The 21,102-nt window shown below is 63.1% G+C and carries 19 protein-coding genes, 1 tRNA gene and 1 riboswitch; of the genes, 10 read left to right on the forward strand and 10 right to left on the reverse strand.

Annotation, left to right across the window (positions count from 1 at the left end):
- The 3 genes from Q1V43_RS07475 to Q1V43_RS07485 form a co-directional block, all read right to left on the reverse strand.
- A partial coding sequence (locus tag Q1V43_RS07475) for a DUF444 family protein (RefSeq protein ID WP_300516004.1) occupies positions 1-905 on the reverse strand: 905 nt, incomplete at its 3' end.
- A 21-nt stretch (positions 906-926) separates the two neighbouring features.
- Positions 927-2,858 carry a PrkA family serine protein kinase gene (locus tag Q1V43_RS07480; protein WP_300516006.1) on the reverse strand — a complete coding sequence of 644 codons (1,932 nt, stop codon included), beginning with the start codon at positions 2,856-2,858 and terminating at the stop codon, positions 927-929.
- Between the two features lie 600 nt (positions 2,859-3,458).
- Positions 3,459-3,534: transfer RNA gene (locus Q1V43_RS07485), tRNA-Lys, on the reverse strand.
- 146 nt (positions 3,535-3,680) lie between these two features.
- On the opposite strand from Q1V43_RS07485, the gene dapF reads away from it, so the two are divergent.
- The 8 genes from dapF to Q1V43_RS07525 all read left to right on the forward strand — a co-directional run bounded on the left by dapF (position 3,681) and on the right by Q1V43_RS07525 (position 10,490).
- Positions 3,681-4,478, forward strand: a complete 798-nt coding sequence (dapF, locus tag Q1V43_RS07490; protein ID WP_300516008.1) for a diaminopimelate epimerase — start codon at positions 3,681-3,683, stop codon at positions 4,476-4,478.
- Complete coding sequence (gene mtaB / locus Q1V43_RS07495; RefSeq protein ID WP_300516010.1) at positions 4,478-5,737, forward strand: tRNA (N(6)-L-threonylcarbamoyladenosine(37)-C(2))-methylthiotransferase MtaB; 1,260 nt, start codon at positions 4,478-4,480, stop codon at positions 5,735-5,737. The genes dapF and mtaB overlap by 1 nt, the downstream gene beginning before the upstream one ends.
- A gap of 28 nt (positions 5,738-5,765) precedes the next feature.
- The gene (locus Q1V43_RS07500) at positions 5,766-6,383 is read left to right on the forward strand and encodes an FMN-binding negative transcriptional regulator (protein WP_300516012.1); all 618 of its coding nucleotides are present in this window, start codon (positions 5,766-5,768) and stop codon (positions 6,381-6,383) included.
- A 51-nt stretch (positions 6,384-6,434) separates the two neighbouring features.
- The gene (locus tag Q1V43_RS07505) at positions 6,435-6,713 is read left to right on the forward strand and encodes a hypothetical protein (protein WP_300516014.1); all 279 of its coding nucleotides are present in this window, start codon (positions 6,435-6,437) and stop codon (positions 6,711-6,713) included.
- A gap of 4 nt (positions 6,714-6,717) precedes the next feature.
- Positions 6,718-7,323 carry a glutathione S-transferase gene (locus Q1V43_RS07510; RefSeq protein ID WP_300516015.1) on the forward strand — a complete coding sequence of 202 codons (606 nt, stop codon included), beginning with the start codon at positions 6,718-6,720 and terminating at the stop codon, positions 7,321-7,323.
- A 454-nt stretch (positions 7,324-7,777) separates the two neighbouring features.
- Positions 7,778-8,344: a ubiquinol-cytochrome c reductase iron-sulfur subunit gene (gene petA / locus Q1V43_RS07515; protein ID WP_300516017.1), complete on the forward strand. Its 567-nt coding sequence runs from the start codon at positions 7,778-7,780 to the stop codon at positions 8,342-8,344.
- 11 nt (positions 8,345-8,355) lie between these two features.
- Positions 8,356-9,669, forward strand: coding sequence for a cytochrome b (gene petB / locus Q1V43_RS07520; protein ID WP_300516019.1), 1,314 nt, complete (start codon positions 8,356-8,358; stop codon positions 9,667-9,669).
- Positions 9,670-9,683: 14 nt separating this feature from the next.
- Positions 9,684-10,490, forward strand: a complete 807-nt coding sequence (locus Q1V43_RS07525) for a cytochrome c1 (protein ID WP_300516022.1) — start codon at positions 9,684-9,686, stop codon at positions 10,488-10,490.
- A 71-nt stretch (positions 10,491-10,561) separates the two neighbouring features.
- Here the strand turns inward: Q1V43_RS07525 and Q1V43_RS07530 are convergent, their stop codons facing one another.
- Genes Q1V43_RS07530 through thiB form a run of 3 tightly spaced genes read right to left on the reverse strand, consistent with a single transcriptional unit; the run spans position 10,562 to position 13,756 of the window.
- Positions 10,562-11,257: an ATP-binding cassette domain-containing protein gene (locus Q1V43_RS07530; RefSeq protein ID WP_300516025.1), complete on the reverse strand. Its 696-nt coding sequence runs from the start codon at positions 11,255-11,257 to the stop codon at positions 10,562-10,564.
- Positions 11,244-12,782, reverse strand: a complete 1,539-nt coding sequence (locus Q1V43_RS07535) for a thiamine/thiamine pyrophosphate ABC transporter permease ThiP (protein ID WP_300516028.1) — start codon at positions 12,780-12,782, stop codon at positions 11,244-11,246. The genes Q1V43_RS07530 and Q1V43_RS07535 overlap by 14 nt, the downstream gene beginning before the upstream one ends.
- On the reverse strand, positions 12,779-13,756 hold the full coding sequence (thiB, locus tag Q1V43_RS07540) for a thiamine ABC transporter substrate binding subunit (protein ID WP_300516031.1): 978 nt from the start codon (positions 13,754-13,756) through the stop codon (positions 12,779-12,781). The genes Q1V43_RS07535 and thiB overlap by 4 nt, the downstream gene beginning before the upstream one ends.
- Positions 13,757-13,783: 27 nt before the next feature.
- Positions 13,784-13,889: riboswitch (TPP riboswitch) on the reverse strand.
- Positions 13,890-13,986: 97 nt separating this feature from the next.
- On the opposite strand from thiB, the gene Q1V43_RS07545 reads away from it, so the two are divergent.
- Positions 13,987-14,940 carry a DMT family transporter gene (locus Q1V43_RS07545; protein ID WP_300516033.1) on the forward strand — a complete coding sequence of 318 codons (954 nt, stop codon included), beginning with the start codon at positions 13,987-13,989 and terminating at the stop codon, positions 14,938-14,940.
- Positions 14,941-14,993: 53 nt separating this feature from the next.
- Positions 14,994-16,094 (forward strand): chorismate synthase, encoded by a 1,101-nt coding sequence (gene aroC / locus Q1V43_RS07550; RefSeq protein WP_300516036.1) that lies wholly within the window; start codon positions 14,994-14,996, stop codon positions 16,092-16,094.
- A 188-nt stretch (positions 16,095-16,282) separates the two neighbouring features.
- On the opposite strand, the gene Q1V43_RS07555 is transcribed toward aroC, so the two are convergent.
- The 4 genes from Q1V43_RS07555 to ade form a co-directional block, all read right to left on the reverse strand.
- Positions 16,283-17,158 (reverse strand): DMT family transporter, encoded by an 876-nt coding sequence (locus tag Q1V43_RS07555; RefSeq protein WP_300516107.1) that lies wholly within the window; start codon positions 17,156-17,158, stop codon positions 16,283-16,285.
- Positions 17,159-17,340: 182 nt separating this feature from the next.
- Complete coding sequence (locus Q1V43_RS07560; protein WP_300516039.1) at positions 17,341-17,628, reverse strand: HU family DNA-binding protein; 288 nt, start codon at positions 17,626-17,628, stop codon at positions 17,341-17,343.
- Positions 17,629-17,789: 161 nt separating this feature from the next.
- Positions 17,790-19,274 (reverse strand): AMP nucleosidase, encoded by a 1,485-nt coding sequence (locus Q1V43_RS07565; RefSeq protein WP_300516041.1) that lies wholly within the window; start codon positions 19,272-19,274, stop codon positions 17,790-17,792.
- Positions 19,271-21,076 carry an adenine deaminase gene (ade, locus tag Q1V43_RS07570; protein WP_300516044.1) on the reverse strand — a complete coding sequence of 602 codons (1,806 nt, stop codon included), beginning with the start codon at positions 21,074-21,076 and terminating at the stop codon, positions 19,271-19,273. The genes Q1V43_RS07565 and ade overlap by 4 nt, the downstream gene beginning before the upstream one ends.
- Positions 21,077-21,102 lie beyond the last annotated feature (26 nt).

Genomic DNA, 21,102 nt, shown 5'->3' on the forward strand with positions numbered 1-21,102 from the left:
TGGGTGTGCCGGATGAAGACGATGTCGATCTTGTCGTAGCGACGCTTCAGGAACAGGTGCAGCAGGACGAAAAAGCGCTTTGCCAAGTCCTTCTCCCGCTCTCCCATCGAGCCGGAGACATCCATCAGGCAGAACACAACGGCCTTGGAGTTGCGGACACGTTCGGGAACATGTGAATCGAAACGCAGGTCCAACGGGTCGATGTAGCCCACGATCTTGCGCCGCCGCACGAGGCGTTCCATCTGTTCGCGCAGGGCCTCCAGAAGCTGGCGTTGCTCTGGGTTCAGCGGCGTCTGATCCTCGAGCGCGCTTATCTCGGCCTCAAGCCTCTGGATGTCCGAAAGCGACGGGCGGCGCAGGGCCAGGCGGCGCCCAAGCGCATTGCGCATGGTACGGATCAGGTTGAGGTTGGCAGGCGTCCCCTGCGTCGTAAGCCCGGCCCTGCGGCGGCTCACGGATTCTGTTTCCAGAATGTTGCGTTTGATCAGGTCAGGCAGTTCCAGCCCCTCGAAGAGGATTTCGAGGTATTCGCCCTTGGTCAGTACGAAGGTGAACTCGTCCTCCCCCTCACCGCCATCGGACGCCTTCCGTCCGCCACTTCCGGCACCGCCCTTGGGTCTTTTGAACCGGTCGCCAACCACGAACTCCCGATTGCCCGGGAACACACGGTGACGCAGGCCGGAATTGCTGGCATGCACCAGCCGGGGTTCGCGGATGCCCTTGACCGGAATCGTCACCTGCTCGCCGCTGACCAGTCCCCTTGAGCTGCTCTCCTTGATCGTGCTGTCACGTACGGATTTGTCGACCATCTCCTTGACGTGGCGGCGCGCCCTGCGCAGAAACCGCTGACGGTTGGCCAGGCTCTTGCCCTTCGGATTGGGGCGCCTGTCGATGAAGTGATGCATCTGTCCCTGGCCCTCCCTCGTCTAGCCGGCCTTGTTCACCCGCATGTACCATTCAACCAGCCTGCGCGTTTGTCGCGCGGTGTAGCCATGGCCCCGCATCCGATCGACGAACTCCACATGTTTGCCTTCGGTTTCGCTGTCCTTCTTGGAGCCGAAACTGATCACCGGCAGAAGTTCCTCGACCTGGCTGAACATGTGCTTTTCTATCACGTCACGCAGTTTCTCATAAGAGTTCCACGCCGGGTTCTTCCCGGTGTTGGCCCGATGACGCAGGGCGAATTTCACGACCTCGTTGCGGAAATCCTTGGGGTTCGAAATTCCGGCAGGTTTCTCGATCTTCGACAGTTCCGCGTTCAGAACCTCGCGGTCATAAAGCTGACCGGTGTCCGGGTCCTTGTAGTCCTGCTCTTCGATCCAGGCATCGGCATAGGCGATATACCGGTCAAAGACGTTCTGACCGTATTCCGAATAGCTCTCCAGGTAAGCACGCTGGATTTCATTGCCGATAAACTCTCCGTACCGGGGGGCCAGTTCCGACTTGATGAACTCCAGGTAGGTCGCTTCGGTCTCTGGCGGGAATTGTTCGCGCTTGATCAACTGCTCCAGCAGATACATCAGATGCACGGGGTCCGCCGCCACCTCTTCGGTGTCATAGTTGAACACCGCGCTCAGCGCCTTGAAGGCAAAGCGGGTGGACACGCCGCTCATCCCCTCGTCGACCCCGGCCACATCCTGGTATTCCTGAACGGTCTTTGCCTTGGGGTCCGTTTCCTTCAGGGTTTCCCCGTCGTAGACGCGCATCTTGGAATAGAGGTTCGAGTTCTCGTGCGGCGTCAGTCGGGACAGCACGCTGAACCGCGCGAGGATCTTCAGCGTCTCGGGCGCACAGGGGGCGTCCTTGAGTTCACTGTTTTCAAGCAGTTTCGCGTAGATCTGCGCTTCTTCGGTAACGCGCAGGCAATAGGGCACCTTCACGATGCTGACCCGGTCGATGAAGGCTTCGTTGTTCTTGTTGTTCTTGAACTGCTGCCATTCGCTTTCGTTGGAATGGGCCAGAATGATGCCCTGATAGGGGATCGCGCCGAAGCTTTCGGTCCCCATGTAGTTGCCTTCCTGCGTGGCAGTAAGCATCGGGTGCAGCATCTTTATCGGGGCCTTGAACATCTCCACGAACTCCATCAGCCCCTGGGTCGTGCGGTTCATTCCGCCCGAGAAACTGTAGGCGTCGGGGTCGCTCTGGCTGAAGTGTTCCAACTGGCGGATATCGACCTTGCCCACCAGGGTCGAGATGTCCTGGTTGTTTTCATCACCCGGTTCGACCTTGGCAATCGCGATCTGACGCAAACGCGACGGATAAAGGCGGACGACGTTGAACTTGCTGATGTCACCCCCGAACTCGTCCAGCCGCTTGACGGCCCATGGCGACATCAGACCGGGAAGGCGATGGCGCGCAATTCCATATTGATCATACAGAATGTCACCCATCCGGACCGGGTCGAACAGGACGAGAGGACTTTCAAAGATCGGGCTGATCCGATCACCGGCCTTGAGGACAAAGATCGGCTGCTCTTCCAGCAGGCGCTTCAGGCGTTCCGCCAAAGAGGACTTGCCGCCACCTACCGGACCCAAGAGATAAAGAATCTGTTTTCGTTCTTCCAAACCCTGCGCCGCATAGCGGAAATAGCCGACAATGCGTTCGATGGTTTCTTCCATTCCGAAGAAGTCATCGAAGGCACGGTAGAGTTTGAGTGTTCTGTTCTGGAAGATTGACCCGAGCCGAGGGTCTTTCGATGTTTCGATCAGCTCTTCCGGCCCGATGGCTTTCAGCATGCGTTCCGCAACCCCCGCATACAAGGACTGGTCGTCCCTGCACCTGGTCAGGTATTCACCAAGAGAGATTTCGATGTCTTCTTCCTGGTGCTGCTTGGTGAAAACCTCAAAAATGTCGTCCATCGTTTAGCCTCCTACCAGATCGTCTCCCATGCGCTTGAACTCTGAAGTCGCCCCACCAAAACAGGGCTGCGGCAAGTCCAAAACGACTTCTTGCCCCAGAAGGTCTTGCCTATACCGCCCCATTCCAGCCCGTCTTGCCTCCCTGTGAAACACCTGTGGTCCCCGGGTCGAAACACCTGACGTCTTACGCCGATCAAGGCCGGCCTCTGATCACACAGTGTCTTTGGTCGTTTGCAATCCTGACATCCTGAATATGGGGATTCTGGTCGCGCAATTCGATACGGGCTTTCAACAAAACTGTGTGAGAAACGACCGCGTGGTCCCTTGCGAGGTACGATCATGGTTTCCAGACACGCAGGCTTACGATCTCTGGCCTGACAAGCATGATCAACCGGCGGCGCACCAGCGCGGCCAGGACCAAGTGAGCGGCTGGTAGGGTCGAGTACCTTGATTTCGAGAGTGCCATGGAAGAATCGGACGTGCCAGGAAGACCACAACTCAGTCTTGACCACTGTGCGTCCGTATTGCTTCCGGCGACTAGAAACACGAAAGCCGCGTCTTTCGACGCGGCTCGCAACATCTTGATATTCAGGATGAAAGTGGTGAGCCGTGTAGGATTCGAACCTACGACCCACTGATTAAAAGTCAGTTGCTCTACCAACTGAGCTAACGGCCCACTCTGTGGAGCCGGTGAGTATAACCCGGAGCGGGGCGGGTCAAGCACATTTTGGCAGGAATCTTCACGATCTCTGGCAAATTAATTGGGGGGGGCGTATATCGCCCTTCATGACAAGGCCGCAACAGACAGAATCCCTGCGTTTCATGAAATGGCATGGGGCGGGAAATGACTTCGTGATGATCGATTCACGGGGGCGCGAACCCGTGGTGACTCGCGAGTTGGCCGCTGCGCTGGGGGATCGGCACCGGGGGGTGGGATTCGACCAGTTGGCCGAAATCCGCACATCGGACGTGGCGGACATCGATCTTGATTTCTGGAACTCGGACGGCAGCCGCGCCGGGGCCTGTGGCAATGCCACCCGCTGCGTGGCGCGCTACATGATGGATCGCGCGCGGACGGATCGTTTGATCATTCGCACCGCGCGAGGCGTTCTGGAGGCACGCAGCGAAGGCGCGCTGGTCACGGTGAACATGGGCCAGCCGCAGCTGACCTGGCGCGAAGTGCCCCTGGCGCGGGAGGTGAACCTGCAACACCTGCCACTGGAGGGCGATCCGGTGGCGGTTGGCATGGGCAATCCCCATTGCGTCTTTTTCGTCGAGGATGCGGAGGGCGTGGACGTGGCCGGGATCGGCGCGCGGTTCGAGAAAGATCCGCTCTTCCCCGAAGCCACCAATGTGGAATTTGCCCAAGTGCGCAGCCGGGACGAAATTCGCATGCGGGTCTGGGAACGTGGCACCGGCATTACGCTGGCCTGCGGTTCGGGCGCCTGCGCCACCGCCGTGGCCGCCGCGCAGCGCGGCCTCACCGACCGCAAGGTGCGCATGGAGGTCGACGGCGGCTGGCTGTCGCTTGACTGGCGCGAGGACGGTGTGTGGATGACCGGCCCGACAGCCTTCGTCTTCGAGGCCGAACTGACCCCAGCCTTCCTGGACGCGCTCTGATGACCGCCAAGCCCCCCGTCTTCGCGACGCTCGGTTGTCGCCTGAACGCCTATGAGACCGAGGCGATGAAACGCCTGGCCGCCGAGGCGGGTGTCGAAGGTGCTGTTGTGGTGAACACCTGCGCCGTCACCGCCGAGGCGGTGCGCAAGGCGCGGCAGGAGATCCGCAAGCTGCGCCGCGACAACCCGGATGCCAAGGTGATCGTCACCGGCTGCGCCGCTCAGACCGAGCCCGAGACTTTCGCAGGCATGGAGGAGGTGGACGCAGTCATCGGCAATTCGGAAAAGATGGCGCCGGAAACCTGGGCGGGCCTCGCCCCCGACCTGATCGGTGATACCGAACGGGTACAGGTCAACGACATCATGTCGGTGACGGAAACCGCCAGCCATCTGATCGACGGGTTCGGCACGCGAAGCCGCGCCTACGTGCAGGTCCAGAACGGCTGCGACCACCGCTGCACCTTCTGCATCATCCCCTATGGCCGGGGCAATTCGCGTTCCGTGCCCGCAGGCGTCGTGGTGGATCAGATCAAGCGCCTGGTGGACCGCGGCTTCAACGAGGTGGTGCTGACTGGGGTCGACCTGACGTCCTGGGGCGCGGACCTGCCCGGCGAGCCGCGCCTGGGCGACTTGGTCATGCGGATCCTGAAACTGACCGACGTGCCGCGCCTGCGCATTTCCTCGATCGATTCGATCGAGGCGGACGAAAACCTGATGCTGGCCATCGCGACCGAGCCGCGCCTGATGCCGCATCTGCACCTGTCGCTTCAGCACGGCGACGACCTGATCCTGAAACGCATGAAGCGCCGCCACCTGCGCGACGATGCCATCGCCTTTACCGAAGCGGCGAAGAAACTGCGGCCCGGGATCACCTTTGGCGCAGACATCATCGCAGGTTTCCCGACCGAGACGGATGAGGCCTTCGAGAATTCGGTCAAGCTGGTGGCCGATTGCGAGCTGACCTGGCTGCATGTCTTTCCCTATTCGGCGCGCGAAGGCACGCCGGCGGCGAAGATCCCGAACAAGGTGGACGGGAATGTGATCAAGGCCCGCGCCGCACGCCTGCGCGAGGCGGGCGCCCGGCAGGTGGAACGGCACCTGGCGGCCCAGATCGGCCGGACCCATCGCATCCTGATGGAAAACCCGCGCATGGGCCGCACCGAACAGTTTGCCGAGGTGCGCTTTGGCAGCGATCAGATCGAAGCCCAGATCGTGACCGCCCGCGTCACCGGGATACTGGACGGACAGCTGACCGTCTGACAGGCTGCCTCCGATCCGAGGAGGTCCCATGCACCCGAACCCCGTCTTTCGCGACACGCCCACCACCCGCAACCTGGCCTTCGCGCGCGAGCGCGGCTTTGGCGTGCTGTCGGTCAATGGTGGTTCCGGCCCCCTGCTGGCCCATGTGCCCTTCGTGGTGAATGCCGAGGGGACCGAGGCCTATCTGCACCTGATGCGCTCGAACCCCATTGCCCGGGCGCTGGAGCAGGACCTGCCCGCTGTTCTGGCCGTGTCGGGGCCGGATGGCTATGTCTCGCCGGACTGGTACGACATGCCCGACCAGGTGCCGACCTGGAACTATGTCGCGGTGCATCTGCGCGGGTCGCTCACGCGCATGGCCGACATCCGGCTGCGCGGGGTGCTGGACTTGCTGTCGGCGGAATTCGAGGCCCGGCTGGCCCCGAAACCGGTCTGGCTCAGCGCCAAGGTCAGCCCGGAGGTCATGAACCGCATGATGCGCATGATCCAGCCCGTAAAGCTGGAGATCGGCGCGGTGGACGGCACCTGGAAGCTGAACCAGAACAAGCCCGATATCGCCCGCCTGGGCGCCGCCGAGGCATTGCCCGGCGGGGTCGGGCAGGAGCTCGATGGCCTGAGCGCGCTGATGCGCATGCCGCCCGAATAGGTGGACTTTCACACCTCTCCTTCCTACATTTTCTCTCAGGAGGAGAATGTCATGGCCCTGCCCCTAGCCCCCGTCGCCGCCCTTGCCCTGCGATATGGAACCGTCGCGCTTGCCGGATATGCGATTGCCCGGACCGTCGAAAAGGGGCGCCGCGATCAGCGGGCCGAAGACGCGATGGACGAGGTGCCCGAGGGTCTGACCGCCCGGCGGGAAGCCGAACAGGTCAATGCCACACATCGTTTTCGTCGTGTGATCCGCCTGGGCTCTGACGGTCCGGGGGTCGAGATCGACGCCACCACGCTTACCCGCATTCGTTTCCGAAAGGTTTGACCCCATGCAACTGATTTCCTCGCCCGCCTCGCCCTTCGTGCGCAAGGTGCGGGTGCTTCTGCTTGAAACCGGCCAGGACGGGGAAGTGGAGCAGATCGACGTCTCGACCACTCCGCTGGCTCCGGCCGCCGAAGTGACCGCCGCCAACCCCCTGTCGAAGATTCCCGCCCTGATCCGCCCGGATGGCCCGACACTCTATGACAGCCGCGTGGTGACACGGTTCCTGGACGCCCGGGCCGGGGGGCATTTGTACCCGTCCGAGCGCATTTGGGAGGTGCTGACGCTGGAGGCAACCGCCGACGCGCTTCTGGATGCCGCCGTGTTGATGGTCTACGAAGGCCGCTGCCGTCCGGATGACAAGCAGGACAGGGGCTGGCTGGACGCGCAATGGTCCAAGATCGAAGGCGCCCTGGACGCGCTGAATGAACGCTGGATGAGCCATCTTTCGGGCCCGCTCGACATGGGCCAGATCGCCGTGGCCTGCGCCCTGGGCTACCTCGACTTCCGCCACGGAGACCGCCAGTGGCGCAAGGGCCGAGACGCGCTGGACGACTGGTTTGCGGTCTTCTGCCAGCGCGAGAGCATGCAGGCGACGAAGCCGGTGGGATGACCCATCCGCCGGGGCACCGTTTCGCCGCCCCGGGTGAAATGGCGGCGGGGATCGGCATTCTGGTGGGAGTGAAGACAGCATCATCCGGCGCCGGGTCGAGGATCACCGGAGGGTCGGATCGAACGGAAACCCGAGCGCCTGACGAAACATCGTCGCGATATCGAAACAGTCCACGCGCGTTCTCCGGTTGATGCCAGCCACGACGCGGATCAACCCACCTCCCCCGGTCGCGGTTTCTTGACGCAGGTCAAGACTGATTCGGCTCGTTTGCGCTAACCAGCATTGAACATGGTGATTTTCTGACCACGCCGGGCTTGCTTTTCGGCGTCTGCGCCCTATTGACCGCTGGACGCAGCACCTTTCCTTGGCTAAACAGCGCCCCAACGGGCTGCGCGCAAGCGCGGCCTTCCGTCGTGTCGGTCGCGAAATGCGACCTAGCTAGGGAGATGCGAACGTGTCACACGCTGACGACCAAGGGGGAACCCGTCGGGATTTCCTGTATTACGCCACCGGGGGCACCGCCGCCGTGGCAGCCGGAGCCGCAGTATGGCCGCTCGTCAACCAGATGAACCCCTCCGCTGACGTGAAAGCGCTCAGCTCGATCCGGGTGGACATCTCGGGGGTCGAAGTGGGCAGTCAGATCACGGTGAAATGGCGGGGCAAGCCGGTGTTCATCCGCCGCCGCACCACGGATGAGATCGAGCAGGCCCGCGCCGAAAACAATGCCGCCGACCTGATCGATGCTTTCGCCCGCAACGACAACCGCGAGGACTTGCTGTCCGCCGACGACCAGAACCGTGCGATGGACGAAGCCGGCGAATGGCTGGTCATGATGGGTGTCTGCACCCACCTGGGCTGTGTGCCCCTGGGCGATGGCGCCGGTGAATACGGCGGCTGGTACTGCCCCTGCCACGGGTCGCACTACGACACTTCGGGCCGCATCCGCAAAGGTCCGGCCCCCGAAAACCTTCTCGTCCCCGTCGCCGAGTTCCTCGACGAAACAACGATCAAGCTGGGCTAAGGGAGACTTACATGTCCGGAATTCCGCACGATCATTACGAGCCCAAGACGGGTTTCGAAAAATGGCTGCATCAGCGCCTGCCCGTCGTGGGCCTGGCCTATGACACACTGATGATTCCCACCCCCAAGAACCTGAACTGGTGGTGGATCTGGGGCATCGTCCTGGCCTTCTGCCTGGTGCTGCAAATCGTCACCGGCATCATCCTGGTGATGCACTACACCCCCAATGTCGACCTTGCCTTCGCCTCGGTCGAGCACATCATGCGTAACGTGAACGGCGGCTACATGCTTCGGTATCTGCACGCGAACGGCGCCTCGCTGTTCTTCGTTGCCGTCTATATCCACATGTTCCGCGGTCTGTTCTACGGCTCCTACAAGGCGCCGCGCGAAGTGACCTGGATCATCGGCATGCTGATCTACCTGATGATGATGGGCACGGCCTTCATGGGCTACGTTCTGCCCTGGGGTCAGATGTCCTTCTGGGGCGCGACCGTCATCACCGGCCTGTTCGGCGCCATCCCGTTCATCGGTGAGCCGATCCAGACCTGGCTTCTGGGCGGCCCGGCAGTTGGCAACCCCACGCTGAACCGCTTCTTCTCGCTGCACTATCTGCTGCCCTTCGTGATCGCCGCCCTGGTGGCGCTGCACATCTGGGCGTTCCACACCACGGGCAACTCGAACCCGACCGGCGTGGAAGTGCGGCGCGGCTCGAAGGAAGAAGCCGAGAAGGACACCCTGCCCTTCTGGCCCTACTTCGTGATCAAGGACCTGTTCGCCCTGTCGCTGATCCTGCTGATCTTCTTCGCGATCGTCGGTTTCATGCCGAACTACCTGGGACACCCGGACAACTATATCGAAGCAGACCCGCTGATGACGCCTGCGTTCATCGTGCCCGAATGGTACTTCCTGCCGTTCTACGCGATCCTGCGCGCCTTCACCGCCGACGTCTGGGCCGTGCAGTTCGTCAGCTTCATCACCGGCGGCATCGTCGACGCGAAGTTCTTCGGCGTGCTGGCCATGTTTGGCGCCATCGCGGTGATGGCGGTTGCCCCCTGGCTCGACACCTCGTCGGTCCGTTCGGGCCAGTATCGCCCGATGTTCCGCTGGTGGTACCGTCTGCTGGTGATCGACTTCCTCGTCCTGATGTGGGTCGGTGCCCGTGACACGAACTTCCCGCATGACTGGATTTCGCTGATCGGTGCGACCTACTGGTTCGCCTACTTCCTGATCATCCTGCCGCTGCTGGGCCTCATCGAGAAGCCCGAGACGCCGCCGGCGACCATTGAGGAAGACTTCAACGCCCACTATCCCGGCGCAGCCGAGTGAGAGGATCGAGAGAAATGATCAAGAAACTCACAGCAACCGCCGCCCTGGCCCTGGCTCTGACCACCGGTGGCGCAATCGCCGCCGTCACTGGCGGTCCGATCGAAGACGAAGATTTTTCGTTCGAGGGTCCGTTTGGCACCTATGATCAGAACCAGCTGCAGCGCGGCCTGAAGATCTTTACCGAGGTCTGCGCATCTTGCCACGGCCTGAAGTTCGTGCCGCTGCGCTCCCTTGCGGATGAAGGCGGTGTCGGCTTCACCATGGACCAGGTTCGCGCCTATGCGGCCGAGAACTTCGAGGTCTGGGATCCCGATCTGGAAGACGGCGACGGTGACTTCCGTGCCGCCAAGCCGACCGACCCCTTCCCGGAAGGCAATGATCCGAATGCCCCCGACCTGAGCCTCATGGCGAAGGCGCGCGCGGGCTTCTCGGGCCCGGCCGGCACCGGCATCAACCAGCTGGTCAAGGGCCTTGGTGGCACCGAATACATCACCGCATTCCTGACCGGCTTCACCGGCGAAGAGATGGAAGTCGCGGGTTCGGTGCTTTACGCAAACAAGGCCTTCCCGGGCGGCTGGACGGCGATGCCGCCGCAGCTTTACGGCGAAGACGTTGAATTCGACGATGGTAGCGCCAACGACGCCCACAGCGAGGCGGTCGACGTGGCTGCCTTCCTGATGTGGACCGCCGAGCCCAAGATGATGGCCCGCCAACAAGCCGGCTTCGTCGCCGTCATGCTGCTGACCCTGCTGACCGTTCTGCTCTACCTGACGAACAAGAAGCTCTGGGCACCGCACAAGGGCAAGAAGCTGGACCTGTGATCCGCTTCACATAGAGACACGATCAGGGCGCCCTGCGGGGCGCCCTTTTCGGTTCCGGAAATCGGATCTGGTCAGGCTTGCCCCAGGTAGTCACGCAGGGCTTCGGGCGGGTTGGCGAAAATCTCGCCAGTCGACACCGGCGCATGGGCCCGGCCCTCGGCCACCAGCACCACGTGATCGGCGATCAGCCGGGCATCTTGCGGTTCATGGCTGACCATCATCAGCGTCGCGCCGGTCTCGTCCAGAAGGTCTGCCACCAGGGACAGCATCTCGGCCTTCAGGGCCGGTCCCAGCGCGCCGAAGGGCTCGTCCAGCAACAGAAGCGGCCGGTCGCGCAACAGGACCCTTGCAAGCGCCACGCGGGCCACCTGACCGCCGGACAGGCGCCCGGGCTTACGATCCCCATAACCGTTCAATCCGACCCGCTGCAATGCGCCCCCGACCCGCACACGCTCTGCCTCGGACAGGCGCAGGGACGGCGAAAGGCCCATCGCGACATTGTCGAAGGCGCTGAGATGCGGGAACAGGTTGTTGTCCTGGAACACCATGCTGACGGGCCGTTTCGCGGGGGCGGCGGGCATCGCTGCACCCTTCCACAGCACCCGCCCTGCCGCCACCGGCTGGAACCCGGCGATCGCGCCCAGCAGGGTGGACTTGCCCGCGCCGGACGGGCCCAGAACGGCCACCCGCGCGCCGGTGGGCACGCTCAGTTCGGCGTCGAGCGTGAAACCCTCCATCTCGACTCGCATCCCCTCAAGCGTCAGCATCCACGCGGCCTCCTCGGTCGAAGATCCAGAATATCACCAGCGACAGCGACAGCAGCAAGAGCCCGGCCGCCGCCGCATCATCCATGCGGTAGGCGCCCATCAGGCGATACATCTGCAAAGGCAGCGTCGCGGTCTGCGGGTCGGCGAACATGGTGATGACACCCAGATCCCCCATGCTCAACGCAGCTGCAAGCCCGCCCGAAAAGCCCAGCGGACGGCGCAGGCGAGGCAGCCAGAGCCGCCTGAACCGCGCCCAACCGGCAAGACCCAGCTGGTCGGCCAAAGGTCCGAAATTGGTCTCTATTCCGGCCAAAGCGGGCGTCAGGGCGCGCAGGGCAAAGGGCAGGGCCATGGCTGCGTTCACCAAAGCCGTGACCGGCAGAGCCAGGGCAAAGGGATCCATGATCGGAAAGACCACGACGAACAGCCCGGTACCGATGACCAGCGGCGAGGCGGCGATGGTCAGATACCCCACACCTTCGACCAAGGCCGATCCACGTCGCACCGCGAGGGCCGCAATCGGGAGGGCAAGCGACAGGCACAGCAGCGCGGATGAGAGCGAAACGACGATGGACAGGCCCGCGGCCTCGATCACAGAGCCGGGCAGAGACATCAGCTCCGGTACACCTCGCGCAACGATCATCGACAGCGGCAGCACCAGAAACAGCGCCGCCAACCCGATGCACAGCACGTCCTGGACCACCAGCCAACCGCCTCCGTCCCAGCGTGTCACAGCCCGGTCCAGCCCGCCACCCATGCCTCCGGGGATGGCCACGCGAAAGGCGATCAGCGCCGCGCCCGCGCCCATGGCAAACTGCACCAGCGCCAGAAGGGCGGCCTTGCCCAGGTCGAAATCGAAGCGGAAGGCCTGGTAGATGGCAAGCTCCACCGTGGTGGCACGCGGACCGCCGCCCAGTGCCAGCGCCACGGCGAAGGAGGTCAGGCAGATCAGGAAGATCACCAGAAGCGCTCCGGGCACAACCTCGCGCAGCATCGGACGTTCGAACACGCGAAATATGTCCGAGGGGGCAAAACCCAGCGACGCGGCGAGGCGGAACCGTTCCGCCGGGATCGCCAGCCAGCCCTGAAGGATCAGTCGCGTCGCCAACGGCAGGTTGAAGAAGACATGCGCGATGATGACACCATGCCAACCATAGATGGACACGGGCTCCAACCCGGCCCAGATCAGCGCCTGAGACAGGATGCCCGCGCGCCCGAACACGGCGAGCAGGCCCAGAACCGCAACGATCACCGGCAGGATGAAGGGGGCCCCCAGAAGGGTGATCAGGATGCCGCGTCCGGGAAATCTGCGCCGGGCAAGGGCGCGGGCGACCGGCACGGCCAGAGCGACCGAGAGCGCGGCAGACAAAGCCGCCTGCCACAGGGTGAAACGGATCGCCGCCCAGTCGGCAGGGCCAAATCCGCCCGCCCCTTCTGCGCGCCAGGCCACCGCGACGAGCGTGCCCAGCGTCAGGCAGACCACCACCCCCAGCGCGAGGGCGCCAAGGGTGGTGGTCCGTGTCATTTGGCCGACGCTGCCAGCCATTCGGTCAGCGCGGCGTCGCGCACGGCATCCGCCTTGGCCGCCGGGACGATCAGAGCCTTTTCCGGCTGGATCAGGGTCGAAAACCCGTCCGGCAGGCCCGCTGCCGGCGTGACCGCCGGATACATCCAGTTGGTGGTCGGGATGATTGACTGGAAGGCGTCCGAGCCCACGAAGGCCAGGAACTGGTCGGCCAGCTCGGGTACGTCCGTGGAGGCAATCTTGCCCGCCACTTCGATCTGCATGTAATGGCCTTCACTAAAGGCAGCGGCGGATTTCGACGCGTCCTCCTCGGCGATCAGGTGATAGGCCGGCGAGGTGGTGTAGGAGAGCACCATGTCGGCCTCACCCTCCAGGAACATGCCATAGGCCTCGGACCAGCCCTTGGTCACGGTCACGACCTGATCGTTCAGCGAGGCCCAGGCCTCGCCTGCCTTGTCACCATAGACCGACTTCACCCACAGAAGCAGGCCCAGGCCGGGGGTCGAGCTGCGCGGATCCTGGATCACGATGGACAGGTCGCTGTCGGCCAGTTCGGCAAAGCTTTTGGGCGGGTTAGAGACTTTCGTGTTGTCATAGACAAAGGCGAAGTAACCCCAGTCATAGGGCACGAAAGTCGCATCGGCCCAATCGACCGGCAGGGTCCAGTCGCCGGTCACGCCATGAGGCGCGAACAGCCCGGTCGCCTCGGCCGCGGCCGTCAGGTTGGTGTCGAGGCCCAGCACCACGTCAGCTTTGGTACGCGCGCCTTCGAGCTTCAGGCGCGACAGAAGCTCGGCCCCGTCGCCAACGGCCACAAACTCCAGGTCGCAGCCACATTCGGCCTCGAACGCGGCCTCGACCGCCGGGCCCGGGCCCCATTCCGAGGTAAAGCTGTCATAAGTGTAGACGGTCAGGGTTTCGGCCTGCGCGGCCGTTGCCATCAAAGCGCCTGCGATAACGGGAAAGGTTTTCATGTCATCCTCCATTTCGCCGGACGGTGTTCGGGTGAGGATCACCTTCCCTCCGCCGGTCTTAACCGGTTCAGGTTCTACGGGTTCGCGATATTGCATCTCAGCCAGGAAAAACCAGGCACCCCGAGGTCCGTCTTCTGTGAACCTTTGTGGCCACAAAGGCAAGCCCCTTGACGCCGGTTCCTTTTGGCGCAATGTGAGCGGTAACACAGCCAAAACCCCGGAACAGACCCATGTCCGAGACCTCCCAATCGCCCCTCAGGGGCCTGGGCGCCGCCTTTGGTGCTTTCGCGCTTTTCGCCACGCATGATGCCATCATCAAGGCTCTGGGCATGACCTATTCGGTGTTCCAGATCATCTTCTTCGCAATGCTGTTTGCCTTCGTGCCAATGGCGGTGGTGATGCTGGCCGACCGGCAGGTGGATAATTTCCGCCCGCACCATCCCTGGCTGATCCTGGGTCGGGCGGCGATGACGGTGCTGGCGATGGCCTCGGCCTTTTATGCTTTCACGGTGCTGCCGCTGGCCGAGGTCTATGCGCTTCTTTTCGCCACGCCCCTGCTGATCACCGCGCTATCGGCGCTGCTGCTGGGGGAGAAGGTGCGCCTGCAACGCTGGGGGGCGGTGATTGTCGGGCTGATCGGCGTGATCGTGGTGTTGCGGCCGGGGGTGACGCAGGTCAGCTTTGGTCATCTCAGCGCGCTGACCGCCGCAGTGGCGTCGAGTTTCGGTTCCATCATCGTGCGCAAGATCGGGGGCAAGGAGCGTTCGGCGGTGATGATCCTCTATCCGATGCTGGCAGCGATCCTGGCGATGGGGATCATGCTGCCCTTCGTCTACAATCCGATGGAACTGACGGATCTGGGACTTGTGGCCTCGGTCGGGCTGCTGTCGGTCATCGCGCAGGGCGGCATTATCATGGCCTATCGCGCAGCCCCTGCCGCCGTGGTCGCCCCCACGCAGTATTCGCAGATTATCTGGGCCGCGGGTTTCGGCGCGCTGTTCTTTGCCGAACGGCCCGACATGTGGGTGGCGGTGGGCGCGGGCATCATCATTGCGTCGGGCATCTTCATCGTCTGGCGCGAAACACGTCCCGATGTGTCCAACCGCAACCCGGTCCTGCGCAACCCGAACCCGCGTTACGACGCCGGCCCCAGCCCGAAACCGAAACACCGCCGCCCAAGCTGACTTTTCAACGGCGCGCCAAGCCGCTATCACGCGGGGACACAAGGAGCACGCCCATGTCGATGAACAGCTTTGGACACCTCTTCCGCGTCACCACCTGGGGCGAAAGCCACGGGCCGGCGCTTGGCGCGACGGTGGATGGCTGCCCGCCGGGCGTGGCGCTGGACCCCGGGATGCTCCAGTTCTGGCTGGACAGGCGCCGCCCGGGTCAGAACAAGAACATGACCCAAAGGAACGAACCGGATGCCGTGCGCATCCTGTCAGGGGTCTACGAGGGCAAGACCACCGGCACGCCGATCCAGCTGATGATCGAGAACACCGATCAGCGCTCGAAGGATTATGGCGAGATCGAAAAGACCTTCCGCCCCGGCCACGCCGACATCACCTACTGGCAGAAATACGGCATTCGCGATCCGCGCGGAGGGGGGCGCTCGTCCGCCCGTGAAACTGCCGCGCGCGTGGCCGCCGGGGGGGTGGCGCGCGAGGTGCTGAAGGTGCTGGTGCCGGGGATCGAGGTCAGGGGCTACATGACCCAGATGGGTGATCTGCATCTGGACCGGTCGAAATTCGACTGGGATGCGATCGACGGAAACCCGTTCTGGCTGCCCGACGCCACGGCCGCCACCGCGTGGGAGGCCTATCTGCAACAGATCCGCAAGGACAATGACTCGGTCGGCGCCGCGGTCGAGGTCGTGGTGCGCGGCGCCCCTGCGGGCCTGGGCGCACCGGTCTATGCCAAGCTGGACACTGATCTGGCTGCCGCGATGATGTCGATCAACGCCGTGAAGGGTGTCGAGATTGGCGAAGGCATGGCCGCCGCCGCGCTGCGGGGCACATCCAATGCCGACGAGATCTTCATGGGGCCAGACGGTCCCGAATACAGCTCGAACCACGCGGGCGGTATTCTGGGCGGGATCTCCACCGGGCAGGACATTGTCGTGCGCTTCGCGGTGAAACCGACCAGCTCGATCCTGACCCCGCGCAAGTCGATCACCAAGTCCGGTGAGCCCATCGAGGTTATCACCAAGGGCCGCCACGACCCCTGTGTCGGCATCCGCGCGGTGCCCGTGGGCGAGGCGATGGCCGCCTGCGTGGTGCTGGATCACCTGCTGATGGACCGTGCCCAGACCGGTGGTGTGCGCGGTCCGATCGGGTAGCTCTCCCGCCCGCGCCCTGCGCCTTCGGCTTGTGCCCGGTTGGGCGTGGCGCGCCCGCAAGCGGGCGCGTTGCCTCCGGCGGGGATATTTTTGAAAGATGAAAAGGGGGCCGTTGTGGCTTCCATACGATTCGACTGCCCGTCGCCGGGAAGGTCGGCAGCACTGGCGGAATGCAGGGGTGGGCCAGATCACGCCCGCAAGGGATCTTTCTTTGCCAGCTGCACCAGAAGGATACCGAGGGTGATGATCGCCACGCCAATCCCGTCGAGCCAGCCCAGCGCCTCGCCCAGCAGAACGGCGGCGACGACCACACCGAAGAAAGGGTTGAGGAAATGGAAGGTGGCTGCGCGCACCGCTCCGACACGCGTGACCAGGGCAAACCAGATCCAGGTGGCCAACAGGCCCGGCCCCAGCACGGTATAGGTAAATGCGGCGCCCAGTTGCCATGTCCAGGTGACTTCGGGCGTTTCCAGCGCCAATGAGGCGATGGCCAACGAAAAGGCCCCCACGAACATCTGCAGCCCCACGATCATCATCAGATTGCCGCCGGAACTTGCGGTGCGCACCGATAGGGTGGCGATGGTCAGCGCGGCGGCGGCGATGAAACAGAGCGCCACGCCGGTCACATCCACCCCCCCGGACAGGCGCGAGCCCATGATCAGCATCACACCGGCAATACCCAGCGCCAGACCAAAGGCCGCCCGCGGTTTCAGCCGGTCGCCGAACAGGCTCCAACCGGCAAGGGCCACCATCAGCGGCATGGTCGAGGCGATGATCGAGGCAAGTCCGGCCTCGACCCATTGCATTGCGACGAAATTCAAGCCCAGGTAGAGCGCGTTCTGGCAAAGGCCGAAAATGATCACCGCGCGCCACTGGGTACGGGTCAAATGCCAGCTCTGCCCCAGCGCCCTGGCAATTGCCACTCCGATCAGTCCCGAGATCAGGAATCGCACCGCAAGCGAGCCCATAGGCGGCGCATAGGCCACGATCACCCGCGCTGAGGTAAAGGCCGAGCTCCAGAGAAATGCAAACCCCAAGCCCATGAAGATCGCGCGCAGGTCCATTCCAATCTCCATCTGAAAGGGTCGTAAAGTCGAGAGAGACTTTCGCACTTCCGGGCAAATGGCAATGGCAGTTCTTTTGACCTTGCACACAAGATTTTCTGCCCGCTCAACGACACCGGAAGAGCAATGAAAAAGGGCCGCCGGAGAGGCGACCCTTTGACAGATTTCGTGTGAAGCCGGGCTTAGCCGTTCACGCTGTCCTTCAGCGCCTTGGCGATGGTCATTTTCACGACCTTGTCGGCATCCTTGTGAATCTGCTCGCCGGTGGCGGGGTTGCGCACCATGCGGGCCGGACGTTCACGGCAGTAGATCTTGCCAACACCCGGCAGGGTCACTGCGCCGCCACCCGAAACTTCGTCGGTGATAATCGACACGATACCGTCCAGAGCGGCCGAAGCGGCTTTCTTGTCAGCGCCCATCTGTTCGGCCAGAGCAGCCACCAGTTGGGTTTTGGTCATCGGTTTTGCCATGTAAATAACTCCTCGTTGGCCCCCTATGCTGGGGTTAGATTGCGCGCATTAAACTGGATATGGTTGGGGTACACAATCATTTGTGTCCCGAAATTTGACCAAATTGGCAGGTTTTCCCCTTTTTTTTAGGGTTGACCCGGCGTCAGGGCGGCGTGGCGCGGTTACAGGAAGGCTGTTTCCTCGAAACTGCGCAGTTTCCGGCTGTGGATGCGTTCCAATGGCATGCCCCTCAGGATTTCCATCGCCCGAATACCGATAAGCAAGTGACGCCCCACCTGGTCCTTGTAGAAATCGGACGCCATGCCGGGCAGTTTCAGCTCGCCGTGCAGGGGTTTGTCACTGACGCAGAGCAGCGTCCCATAGGGCACGCGGAACCTGAAACCGTTGGCCGCGATGGTCGCACTTTCCATATCCAGCGCAATGGCGCGCGACTGGCTGAGCCTCTGGACAGGGCCGGTGTGATCGCGAAGTTCCCAGTTGCGGTTGTCCAGGGACGCCACGGTGCCCGTACGCATGATGCGCTTGAGTTCGAAATCCTCCAGTTCGGTCACATCCGCCACGGCCTGCTCCAGCGAGCGCTGGATCTCCGCCAGCGGCGGGATCGGGATCCAGATTGGCAGGTCATCGTCCAGCACCTTGTCCTCACGCAAATAGGCATGGGCCAGGACGAAATCGCCCAGCCGCTGCGAGTTGCGCAGGCCGGCACAGTGGCCGACCATCAACCAGGCATGGGGGCGCAGCACCGCAATATGGTCGGTTGCCGTCTTGGCGTTCGACGGACCCACACCGATATTGACCAGCGACACCCCCGTCCCGTCCGGCCGCTTGAGGTGATAGGAAGGCATCTGCGGCAGTTTCGCGGGCACCTCGATCTTGCAATCACAGGTCGTGATCTCGCAATTGCCCGGACCGACGAAGCTGGTGTAGCCGCTGTCGGGATCGGCCAGGGCGCGGCGGGCATAGGCCTCGAACTCCTCGACGTAGAACTGGTAGTTGGTGAACAGCACGTGGTTCTGAAAATGCGAGGGGTCGGTCGCGGTATAGTGGCTGAGCCGGGCCAGCGAATAGTCCACCCGCTGCGCGGTAAAGGGCGCCAGTGGCGCGGAACCGTCCTCGTGCGTGTAGCCCAGCCCGTTGACGATATCGTCATGGGTGGTCGCCAGGTCCGGCACATCAAAGACATCGCGCAACGGAAAGGCCATTGCCCCTTCCTGTGGCACGGTCACGGAGGGGTCATTCGCCACGGCGAAATGCACCGGGATCGGGGTCTGCGAGGGGCCGATCAGCACCGGCACGCCGTGGTTTTCCAGCAGCAGACCGATCTGCTGCACCAGGTAGTTCCTGAATAGGTCCGGGCGGGTGATCGTGGTGGAATAGATCCCCGGCGCCGAGACATGGCCAAAGCTCAGGCGGGTATCAACCTGGGCGTGGCTGGTCGTGGTCAGCCGAATCTCGGGATAATAGGCACGGTAGCGTGTCGGGGGCTGCGCGCCATGCACGGTCTGGCTGAAGGTTCCCGCCAGAAAGGTACAGGCTTCGGCATACAGCGCCTTCAGCCGCTCAACGGCCGCCTGGGCGTCGGTGAAAACCTCGTGCTCCGCGTGGGGCGGAGTCACGACCGGAATACGCAGCTCGCTCGCGTTCATGCGCTCTCCTCGAACAGGGGTGTGATTTCGAATGTGTTGACGTCGACCAGGCCGAGGTCGCTGATCCGCAGTTCGGGGATGACCACCAGCGCCAGGAAGCTGTGCTGGATCGACGCGTTGTTCAGGGTGCATCCGCAGGTGCACATGGCCTCGACGATGGCCTCGGCCTTTTCGGCCACCAGCGGCGCGGGATCGTCGGACATGAGCCCGGCAACCGGCAGTTCGACCAGCGCCAGTTCCTTGCCATCCCTGTAGACACAGATGCCGCCGCCAACCTCGCCCAGACGATTGGCGGCCAGCGCCATGTCGCCGTGATCGGTGCCGACCACGATCATATGATGGCTGTCATGGGCCACAGTCGAGGCCATGGCCATGTTACCTCGGTAGCCGAAGCCACTGACAAATCCGTTCACCACGCCGCCGGTGCCCTTGTGCCGTTCGACCAGGGCCACCTGCGCCACATCCTGTGACGGGTCGGGCAAGACAATGCCATCCGTGACAGACAGGTCCGCCCGCAGTGCCTTGGTCGGCGCCTGGTTTTCGACGATACCGATCACCCTGGCGGTGACAGAGTTGGCACCATCCGGCGCGTCGATACGGAAATCGGAAGCCGTGAGCACCTTGCCCAGATGCATGGTGTCGCGCGCATGGTCCGGCCAGGCGAGATGCGGAAATTCGACCCTGTTCCGCCCGGATTCCGCAACTTTGATACCCTTGGCGTAAACCGCGTTGATTGGCAGACTCCGCAGGTCGTCGGTCAGGATCACATCCGCCCGCCGCCCCGGGGCGATGCTGCCCAGCTCACGTTCCAGCCCGAAATGGGTAGCGGTGTTGATCGTCGCCATCTGCAGGGCGACCAACGGATCGCAACCACATTCGATCGCATGGCGCACGGCGCGGTTCATGTGACCCTCGTTCACCAGCGTGCCGGAATGGCAATCATCGGTGCACAGGATGAAACTGCGCGGATCGAGCCCTTTCTCAGTCACCGCACTGATCTGTTTTTCCACGTCGAACCACGCCGATCCAAGCCGCATCATGACCCGCATGCCCTGCCGCACCCGCGCAATCGCGTCCGCTTCACAGGTGCCTTCATGGTCATCCGCCGGACCACCCGCAGCATAGGCATGGAAGTTCGGGCCCAGGTCGGGGCTGGCATAATGCCCGCCCACGGTCTTGCCCGCGCGCTGGGTCGCCGCGATTTCGGCCAGCATCTTGTCATCGCCATGGATCACACCGGGGAAGTTCATCATCTCGCCCAACCCGATGATGCCGGGCCAGGTCATCGCCTCGGCCACGTCCTCGGGGGTGATCTCAAAGCCCGTCGTTTCCAACCCCGGCGCCGACGGCGCGCAGCTGGGCATCTGGGTAAAGATCGAAATCGGCTGGATCAGAGCCTCATCATGCATCAGCCGCACCCCTTCGATCCCCAGCACATTGGCGATCTCATGCGGGTCGACGAACATCGAGGTGGTGCCATGCGGCGTGACGGCGCGGGCAAACTCCGCCGGGGTCAGCATGCCGCTTTCGACATGCATATGCCCATCGCAGAGACCGGGGATCAAATATTGCCCTTCGGCCTCGACCACCTCGGTCCCCTCACCGATACAATGCGAGGCATCCGGCCCGACATAGGCAAAACGCCCGTCGGCCACCGCCACCTGCCAATTCAAGATCTCACGCGTGTGCACGTTCACCACACGCCCGCCTCGAATCACCGTGTCGGCTGGCGTCCGGCCTGCCGCCACCGCCACAAGGCGGGCCGCGGATTCAGGCCATGTTTTGAAAGATGTATTCTCCATGGATCAATTGTTCAGGTTTTCCCTGC

Source organism: Aliiroseovarius sp., from assembly GCF_030148435.1.
Classification (GTDB): Bacteria; Pseudomonadota; Alphaproteobacteria; order Rhodobacterales; family Rhodobacteraceae; genus JASBTN01.